Source organism: Teichococcus aestuarii (genome assembly GCF_042651065.1).
In the GTDB taxonomy this organism is placed as follows: domain Bacteria; phylum Pseudomonadota; class Alphaproteobacteria; order Acetobacterales; family Acetobacteraceae; genus Pseudoroseomonas; species Pseudoroseomonas aestuarii.
The window spans coordinates 1-7,968 of the sequence record NZ_JBHSCH010000112.1; the positions used below are offsets into that span (position 1 = coordinate 1).

General features: G+C 74.3%; 9 protein-coding genes. 8 read left to right on the top strand and 1 reads right to left on the bottom strand.

Features of this window, described 5'->3' with window-relative positions; translation table 11 throughout:
* The 7 genes from ACFOY6_RS23235 to ACFOY6_RS23265 all read left to right on the top strand — a co-directional run.
* The coding region (locus ACFOY6_RS23235; RefSeq protein ID WP_379652379.1) for a thiamine pyrophosphate-dependent enzyme at positions 1-633 on the top strand (633 nt) is incomplete at its 5' end.
* Entirely contained in the window at positions 633-1,664 is a 1,032-nt protein-coding gene (locus tag ACFOY6_RS23240) for a zinc-dependent alcohol dehydrogenase (RefSeq protein WP_379637028.1), read from the top strand. The genes ACFOY6_RS23235 and ACFOY6_RS23240, both read left to right, overlap by 1 nt.
* The gene (locus tag ACFOY6_RS23245; protein ID WP_379652380.1) at positions 1,661-2,434 is read left to right on the top strand and encodes an SDR family NAD(P)-dependent oxidoreductase; all 774 of its coding nucleotides are present in this window, start codon (positions 1,661-1,663) and stop codon (positions 2,432-2,434) included. Before ACFOY6_RS23240 ends, ACFOY6_RS23245 begins: the two co-directional genes overlap by 4 nt.
* A 65-nt stretch (positions 2,435-2,499) precedes the next feature.
* The gene (locus ACFOY6_RS23250) at positions 2,500-3,450 is read left to right on the top strand and encodes a tripartite tricarboxylate transporter substrate binding protein (protein ID WP_109517144.1); all 951 of its coding nucleotides are present in this window, start codon (positions 2,500-2,502) and stop codon (positions 3,448-3,450) included.
* Between the two features lie 8 nt (positions 3,451-3,458).
* The gene (locus ACFOY6_RS23255) at positions 3,459-3,941 is read left to right on the top strand and encodes a tripartite tricarboxylate transporter TctB family protein (protein WP_379652381.1); all 483 of its coding nucleotides are present in this window, start codon (positions 3,459-3,461) and stop codon (positions 3,939-3,941) included.
* A 7-nt stretch (positions 3,942-3,948) separates the two neighbouring features.
* Positions 3,949-5,436 (top strand): tripartite tricarboxylate transporter permease, encoded by a 1,488-nt coding sequence (locus tag ACFOY6_RS23260; protein ID WP_379652382.1) that lies wholly within the window; start codon positions 3,949-3,951, stop codon positions 5,434-5,436.
* A gap of 108 nt (positions 5,437-5,544) precedes the next feature.
* Positions 5,545-6,438 (top strand): MBL fold metallo-hydrolase, encoded by an 894-nt coding sequence (locus ACFOY6_RS23265; protein WP_109517141.1) that lies wholly within the window; start codon positions 5,545-5,547, stop codon positions 6,436-6,438.
* Positions 6,439-6,453: 15 nt separating this feature from the next.
* Here ACFOY6_RS23265 and ACFOY6_RS23270 read toward each other — a convergent pair whose 3' ends face one another.
* The gene (locus ACFOY6_RS23270; protein ID WP_379637040.1) at positions 6,454-7,065 is read right to left on the bottom strand and encodes a TetR/AcrR family transcriptional regulator; all 612 of its coding nucleotides are present in this window, start codon (positions 7,063-7,065) and stop codon (positions 6,454-6,456) included.
* A 267-nt stretch (positions 7,066-7,332) separates the two neighbouring features.
* On the opposite strand from ACFOY6_RS23270, the gene ACFOY6_RS23275 reads away from it, so the two are divergent.
* Positions 7,333-7,779: a (2Fe-2S)-binding protein gene (locus ACFOY6_RS23275; RefSeq protein WP_109517139.1), complete on the top strand. Its 447-nt coding sequence runs from the start codon at positions 7,333-7,335 to the stop codon at positions 7,777-7,779.
* Positions 7,780-7,968: the final 189 nt, after the last annotated feature.

Here is a 7,968-nt window from a genome sequence, read left to right on the forward strand (position 1 = left end):
GTCGAAGAGTGGCGCGCCCTGGTGGCCGGCGTCTGCGCGCGCGACGGCGGGCCGGTGCGCCCCGAGCGCGTCGCCGCCGAGATCGACCGCCGCCTGCCGGAGGACGGCATCATGGTGGCCGACGCCTCCTACTCCTCCAACTGGATCAACATCTACATGACGGCCCGGCGGGCCGGGCAGCGCTTCCTGACGCCGCGCGGCCTGGCGGGCCTCGGCTGGGGCGTGCCGCTGGCCATCGGCGCGCAGGTGGCGGCGCCGGAGCGGCGCGTGGTCTGCCTCTGCGGCGATGGTGGCTTCGGCCATTCCTGGGCGGAGCTGGAGACGCTGCAGCGGCTGGCGCTGCCCGTCACCGTGGTGGTGCTGAACAACGGCATCCTCGGCTTCCAGAAGCACGCCGAGGACACGAAGTTCGGCGAGCACACCATCGCCTGCGATTTCGGCGCGGTGGACCACGCCGCCATCGCCCGCGCCTGCGGCATCGCCGGCCACCGCGTGACGAAGGGGGAGGAGCTGGGCGCCGCGCTGGACGCCGCCTTCGCCTCCAGCGCGCCGGCGCTGATCGAGGTGCTGACCGACCCGGACGCCAAGCCGCCGCTCACCATGTATCACGGCCACTTCCCCGAGCCGTTCTGATGCTGGCGCTGCGCAAGACGCGCCCCGCGCCCGGGCTGGAGGCGCTGGACGCGCCGGAGCCCGGCGCCCCTGGGCCGGGCGAGGTGCTGCTGCGGATCGAGGCCGTGGGCATCTGCGGCAGCGACGTGCACGCCTATGAGTGGACCGAGGGCTATGGCCACATGGCGCCGCACCTGCCGCTGACCATGGGGCACGAGATGGCGGGCCGCGTGCTCGCCGCCGGCCCCGGCGCCGGCATCGCCGAGGGCACGCGCGTGGCGGCGCATCCCGGCCTCGTCTGCGGCGAATGCCCGGCCTGCCGGCGCGGCGAGCCGCGCGGCTGCGAGCGCCGCCGCACCCTGGGCCTGACCTGCGATGGCGGCTTCGCCCGCCTGCTGCGCCTGCCCGCCGCCAATGTGCTGCCGCTGCCCGCGGCGGTGGATGCGGAGCTCGGCGCGCTGGTCGAGCCGCTGGCCGTCGCCGCCGAGGCGGTGCGGGTGGGGGAGGTCTCGCTCGGCGACGCGGTGCTGGTGCTGGGGCCGGGCACCATCGGCCAGGGGCTGGCGCTCATGGCGCGCGCCGCCGGTGCGGGGCAGGTGATCGTCGCCGGGCGGGCGGACGCGTCGCGCTTCGCCGTGCTGGAGCAACTCGGCTTCACGGACCGGGTGGATGTGGCGGAGGGGCCGCTCGCCGCGCAGGTCCTGGCGCTGACCGGCGGCCGGAAGGTGGACGTGGTGCTGGAGGCCACCGGCCACCCGCCCTCCATCGCCGAGGCGCTGGGCGTGCTGCGGCGCGACGGCGTGCTGGTGGTGGCCGGCATCCACGCCGCGCCGCTGGCCCTGCCGCTCACCGACTTCGTCCGCAACCGCCACCAGCTCCGCGCCTCGCACGGCTCGGCGCGCGGCACCTGGGACCGGGTGCTGGCGCTGCTGGCGCGCGACCCGGAGGGGTTCCGTCCGATGATCACCCACCGCCTGCCGCTCGAGCGCGGCCTCGAGGGGTTCGAGCTTTCCCGCCAGCGTGCCGCCAGCAAGGTGATCCTGACACCATGAGCCTTCCCGCCCTCCGCGCCGATGACCGCGTCGCCCTCGTCACCGGCGCGGCGCGCGGCCTCGGTGCCGCCATCGCCCGTGCGCTTGCCGCTGCCGGCCACCCCGTCATCCTGGCCGATGTGCTGGAGGGGGTGGAGGCGCTCGCGGCGGAGCTGAACGCCGCCGGCCACCGCGCCCGCGCCCTGCCGCTCGACGTCGCCGACGAGGCCGCCATCGCCGCCCTGCCGCAGGCGCTGGGCGCCTGGTGGGAGGCGCTCGGCGTGCTGGTGAACAATGCCGGCATCTCACCCAAGGTCGATGGCCGCAAGCGGCTGGTCGAGGAGATCCCGACCGAGGAATGGCGCCGCGTGATGGACGTCAACCTCACCGGCCCCTTCCTGCTCTCGCGCGCCGCCATTCCGGTGCTGAAGCGCCGGCGCTGGGGCCGCATCGTCATGATGACCAGCCAGGCGGCGCATGTGCCGAGCAGCATCACCGGCGCCTATTACGGCGCCTCCAAGGCCGGGCTGATGGGCTTCGCCCGCAACCTGGCGGCGGAGCTTGGGCCCTTCGGCATCACCGTCAACAGCGTGGCGCCGGGGCGCATCGCGACCGACATGGTGGCCGGCGCCGCGCCGGGGATGAACGAGGCCTTCATCGCCCGCATCCCGCTCGCCCGGCTGGGGGAGCCGGCGGAGGTGGGGGCGGTGGTCCGCTTCCTCGCCTCGGACGACGCCGGCTACCTGACCGGCACCACCATCGACGTCGGCGGCGGCAGCTACATGCCCTGAGCGCGCCGCCCCTGGCCCAGGCGCGCCAAGCGCCGGGCCGCTCATCCCGGGAGGAAGGAAGAACCATGCAACGACGCACCCTGCTGGCGGCCGCGCCCGCCGCCCTGCTCGCCCCGCGCCTCGCCCGCGCCGCCACCTGGCCGGAGCGGGAGATCTCCGTCATCGTCCAGTACGGGCCGGGCGGCTCCACCGACGTCTCCACCCGCGCCATCGCCGCCGAGGCGGAGAAGATCCTCGGCGTGCCGCTGCAGGTGGTGAACCGCCCCGGCGGGCAGGGCACGGTGGGGCCGCAGCAGGTGGCGGCGGCGCGGCCGGATGGCTACACGCTGGGCACCACCGGCCTCGCCGGCCTGGCCATCGCGCCGCACATGCTGGACGTGCCCTACAGCGCCGACAGCTTCACCTTCCTGCCCGCCTTCGCGCGCTACCTCTACGGCATCGCCGTGCGCGCGGAATCGCCGCACCGGAGCATCGCCGACCTGCTCGCCGCGGCGAAGGCGAAGCGCACCACCTTCGCCGCGACCGGCGCGCCCAACAACATCGGCATGTTCGACCTGGGGCGGAAGGCGGGGGCGCGCTTCCAGTTCGTCCCCTTCGGCTCCGGCGCGGAGGCGGTGACGGCGGCGCTGGGCGGGCATGTGGACGCGGTGATCCAGAACCCGCCCGAGATGCTGCCGGCGCTGCAATCCGGCCGGCTGCGCCTGCTCGCCTCGGCCAGCGCCGGCCGCTGGAAGGAATATCCCGACGTGCCGACGCTGCGCGAGCAGGGCCACGACGTGGTGGTGGATTCCATGATCGGCTTCATCGCGCCCAAGGGCGTGCCGGAGGAGCGGCTGGCGGTGCTGAGCCGCGCCTTCCTGGAAGCCGCGCGGAAGCCGGCGCTGGCGGAGATCCTCGGCCGCTTCGGCATGGTACCGGCGGTGATGCAGCCGGACGAGTTCGAGCGGACGGTGCGCGAGGCGCATGACCGCTTCGGCCCCGAGCTGCGCGAGGCCGGCCTGGCGCGGAAGCGTTGAGCGGCGGCATGACACGGACCGCGCGCTGGGTCGCCCTCGGCGGCCTCGCTTTCGCCCTGCTCGGCTGGCGGGAGGCATCGCGGCTGGAGCGCTGGGGCTGGGACGGCCCCGGCCCCGGGCTGGTGCCGCAGGTGCTGCTGGTGCTGATCGGCCTCGCCGCGCTGGCGGTGCTGGCCTGGCCGGGCGACGCCACGGCCGAGGCGGAGGGCGGCGCGGCGCCGCACCGCAACCGCACCTTCCTGGCCTATGCGGCGGCCATGCTGGGGGTGGCGCTGGCGCTGCCCTATGCCGGCTTCATCCTGCCGATGCTGCTGGCGGTGCTGCTGATGCTGCGGCTGGGCGAGGGCGCCCGCTGGCGCACCGCCGGCCTCTACGCCGTGGCGCTGACGGCGGGCACGGTGCTGCTGTTCGGCACGCTGCTCGGCGTGCCCTTCCCGCCCGGGCCGGTGGAGCACGCGCTCTCCGGCCTTGGCCTGCTGCGGGGGGCGTGAGGCCATGATGGACGGGCTGCTGCACGGCTTCGCCGTGCTCTCCACCTGGCAGAATCTGAGCCTCTGCCTGCTCGGCGCGGTGCTTGGCACGGTGGTGGGGGTGCTGCCGGGGCTCGGCCCCGCCACCACCATCGCGCTGCTGCTGCCGATCACGCTGAAGCTGGACCCGACGGGCGCCATCATCCTGCTCGCCGGCATCTACTACGGCGTGGCCTATGGCGGCACACTGACCTCGGTGCTGATGCGCATCCCCGGCGAGGCCTCCTCCGTCGTCACCTGCCTCGACGGCTACGAGATGGCGCGCAAGGGGCGGGCGGGGGCGGCGCTCGGCATCGCCGCCATCGGCTCCTTCTTCGCCGGCACGGTGGGCATCCTCGGCGTCATGCTGCTCTCGCCGCCGCTGGCGGAGCTGGTGATCGCCTTCGGGCCGTGGGAATACGCGGCGCTGATGCTGGCGGGGCTGTCGCTCATCGCCTTCTTCGCCGCCTCGGGGCTGGCCAAGGCGGCGCTGATGGCGCTGCTCGGCCTGCTGCTGGGGGCGGTCGGCATCGACCCCATCGCCGGCACGCCGCGCTTCACCTTCGGCATCCCCGAGCTGGTGGACGGCATCAACATCACGCCGCTGGCGCTCGGCCTGTTCGGCCTGTCGGAGCTGCTGTTCCTGGCGCTGGTGCCGGCCGGCCGCTCGGAGATCCTGCGCCCGCCCTCCTCGCTGCTCGGCTTCCTGCCCAGCCGGGAGGAGGCGCGCCGCTCCGTGGCGCCGGTGCTGCGCGGCACCGGCCTCGGCTTCCTGGTGGGGCTGCTGCCGGGGGGCGGGGCGGTGCTGGCCTCCTTCCTCTCCTACGCGGTGGAGAAGCGGCTGGCGCGGCGCCCGCAGGAGTTCGGCCGCGGCGCGGTGGAGGGCGTGGCGGGGCCGGAGGCGGCCAACAATGCCGGCACGGCGGGCGCCTTCATCCCGCTGCTCACCCTCGGCATCCCGGCCAATGCGGTGACGGCGCTGCTGCTGGGCGCGCTGCTGATCCATGGCGTGCAGCCGGGGCCGATGATCCTGGAGCGGCAGCCGGAGATCTACTGGGGCGTCATCGCCTCCATGTATCTCGGCAACGTCCTGCTGCTGGTGCTGAACCTGCCGCTGGTCGGGCTGTTCGTGCGGGCGCTCGAGATCCCGCGCCGCTTCATGGCGGCGGCCATCCTCTCCATCTGCGTCATCGGCGTCTACAGCACCAACCTCGCCAGCTTCGACGTGCTGCTGGCGGTGGGCTTCGGCCTGCTCGGCTTCGTGCTGCGGCGCGGCGGGTTCGACCTCGGGCCGCTGGTGCTGGCCTATGTGCTGGGGCCGACCTTCGAGCGCTCGCTGCGCCAGGGCCTGCTGATCTCGGATGGCGACCTGACGGCGCTGCTGGAGCGGCCGATCGCGCTGGGCTTCATCGCCGCCGCCGTGCTGACGCTGCTGGCCGCGATGCTGCTGCGCAACCGCGCCAGGGTGGCGGACTGAGCCGGTCCGCCGCCCCACCCGACCCTGCCACGCTTGCGCGCGGCCGGCCGGCGGCGGCATGATCCGCCGCCGGCCACCGACGGGCCGGCCCGGAGGAGGAGAGGGCCCATGACGCCAGCGTCCGAAGCGCCGAGCCCCGGCGCCACGCCACGGATCACGCCGTTCTTCGACAAGGAGAGCAACACCATCAGCTACGTGGTGCGTGACCCGGCCTCGCTGTCCTGCGCCGTGATCGACAGCGTGCTGGATTTCGACTACGCCGCCGGCCGCGTCTCCACCGCCTCGGCCGATGCCGTCATCGAGCACATCCGGCGCGAGAAGCTGCACCTCGAATGGCTCATCGAGACGCATGTGCACGCTGATCACCTCTCGGCGGCGCCCTACATCCAGCAGCGCCTGGGCGGCCGCATCGGCATCGGCGAGGGCATCCGCGCGGTGCAGGACACCTTCGGCAAGGTGTTCAACGAGGGCACCGAGTTCCGCCGCGACGGCAGCCAGTTCGACCACCTGTTCCAGGACGGCGACACCTACGAGATTGGCGCCCTGCGCGGCACCGCGCTCAGCACCCCGGGCCACACCCCCGCCTGCATGACGCATGTGATCGGCGATGCCGCCTTCGTCGGCGACACGCTGTTCATGCCCGATGGCGGCACCGCGCGGGCCGATTTCCCCGGCGGCGACGCCCATGCCCTCTACCGCTCGATCCGCCGCGTGCTGGCCCTGCCGCCGGAGACGCGGCTGTTCATGTGCCACGACTACGGCCCCAACGGGCGCCCGATCCGCTGGGAGACGACGGTGGCCGAGGAGCGGGCGCACAACATCCATGTGCGGGACGGCGTGACGGAGGAGGAGTTCGTCGCCCTGCGCACCGCGCGGGACGCGACCCTGGCGATGCCCCGGCTGATCATCCCCTCGATCCAGGTGAACATGCAGGCGGGCCAGCTCCCGCCGGCCGACGGCGCCGGCCGGCGCTTCCTCAAGGTGCCGCTGAACGGGCTCTGAGGGCGGCGGCCGGCCTTAGCCCGGCGGCCGGAGCAGGCGGCGGGCGGCCTCCACCACCGCCGCCCGGTGGAGCGCCAATGGGGGCAGCGCCAGCGGGTGCGGCGCCAGCGGCGGCTCCGCCGCCCCGGCCAGCTGGCGCACTTCCTTCGGCATGTGGCACCAGCTGCGGGCGAGGGCGATGAGCAGGCTGAGCAGCGCCGCCGGGTCCCAGCCCGCTTCGATCAGCCCCGCCTGCTGCGCGCCGCGCAGCTTCTCCACCTTGGCCCGGTAGGCGGCCAGCCGGGGGTGATCCTCCGGCAGGCTCTGGCCGGTGTCCTCCAGGGCGCACCAGGCGGCGATGCGGTGGTGGTCCGGGTGGCGCTGGAAGTGGTCGAACAGCCGCCCGACATAGCCGGGCAGGTCGGCGGGGTCCATGGGCACGGCTCGGGCGATCTCGGCCATCTGCTGGGCCTTGATGGTCTCCAGCAGCTCCTCCTTGTCGTGGAAATAGGCGTAGAGCCGTTCCTTGCTGGTGCGCGCCGCCGCGGCGATGCGGTTGATGCGTGCGCCGGCGATGCCGTGATCGGCGAATTCCCGCAGGGCCGCCTCCAGGATGCGCGTGCGCGTCGTCTCGTCCGCCGGTGACATTGCCCTGACCCGCTCCCGTGGTGCCCCGCTCCTGCCGGGCTTCCGCCCTGACCGAACCATTTGGTTTGACATCCTGGCCGGGGCTTGGCTAAACCCGAACCGTCTGGTTCTGCCAGCCCGGCCCGCCCTCCTGTGTAGGGCCTCGCCGCCGGGCGCGACAGGGCCGCGACCGCTTTTCCCCTGGCCCCGCCCGGCCTGCCAGCCGGCGCCGCCAGCCTTCGCCCGCCCCGCTTCCTGCTGCCCCGCTTCCCCCGAAGGACGGTCCCCATGGAACTGATCATCAACGGCACGCCGCGCCGCGTGGAGTCCGAGGCCGACACCCCCCTGCTCTGGGTGATCCGCGACGAGCTCGGCATGACCGGCACCAAGTATGGTTGCGGCGCCGCGCAGTGCGGCGCCTGCACCGTGCTGGTGGACGGCCAGCCGACGCGCTCCTGCGTCACGCCGGTGGAGAGCGTCGCCGGCCTGCCCGTCACCACCATCGAGGCGATCGGCGAGGACCCGGTGGGCCGGAAGGTGGTGGAGGCCTGGGTGGCGCAGCAGGTGCCGCAATGCGGCTACTGCCAGTCCGGCCAGGTGATGGCGGCCACCGCGCTGCTGAAGCAGACGCCGCAGCCCTCGGACGAGGACATCGCCGCCGCCATGACCAATCTGTGCCGCTGCGGCACCTACAACGCCATCGCCGCCGCCACGCGGCAGGCCGCGCAGGGCTGAGCGGGGAGCATCGCGCCATGAACGCCGTCACGCCCCCCGCCCTGGTCGAGGCCCTCGCGCTGCGCGACGCGCTGCCCGAGGACAGGCCGCTCAACCTCTCCCGCCGCGGCCTGCTCGGCGCCTCGCTCGCCGTGCCGGTGCTGGGCGCCGCCCTGCGCGCCGCCCCCGCCCGCGCCCAGGCCGCCGTGG

What these genes read in the sequence shown, in the direction of transcription:
- ACFOY6_RS23265 (WP_109517141.1), top strand. Translation starts at nt 5,545, where the DNA reads ATGACGCCAGCGTCCGAAGCGCCGAGCCCCGGCGCCACGCCACGGATC.
- ACFOY6_RS23250 (WP_109517144.1), top strand. Translation starts at nt 2,500, where the DNA reads ATGCAACGACGCACCCTGCTGGCGGCCGCGCCCGCCGCCCTGCTCGCC.
- ACFOY6_RS23255 (WP_379652381.1), top strand. Translation starts at nt 3,459, where the DNA reads ATGACACGGACCGCGCGCTGGGTCGCCCTCGGCGGCCTCGCTTTCGCC.
- ACFOY6_RS23270 (WP_379637040.1), bottom strand. Translation starts at nt 7,065, where the DNA reads ATGTCACCGGCGGACGAGACGACGCGCACGCGCATCCTGGAGGCGGCC.
- ACFOY6_RS23275 (WP_109517139.1), top strand. Translation starts at nt 7,333, where the DNA reads ATGGAACTGATCATCAACGGCACGCCGCGCCGCGTGGAGTCCGAGGCC.
- ACFOY6_RS23240 (WP_379637028.1), top strand. Translation starts at nt 633, where the DNA reads ATGCTGGCGCTGCGCAAGACGCGCCCCGCGCCCGGGCTGGAGGCGCTG.
- ACFOY6_RS23260 (WP_379652382.1), top strand. Translation starts at nt 3,949, where the DNA reads ATGGACGGGCTGCTGCACGGCTTCGCCGTGCTCTCCACCTGGCAGAAT.
- ACFOY6_RS23245 (WP_379652380.1), top strand. Translation starts at nt 1,661, where the DNA reads ATGAGCCTTCCCGCCCTCCGCGCCGATGACCGCGTCGCCCTCGTCACC.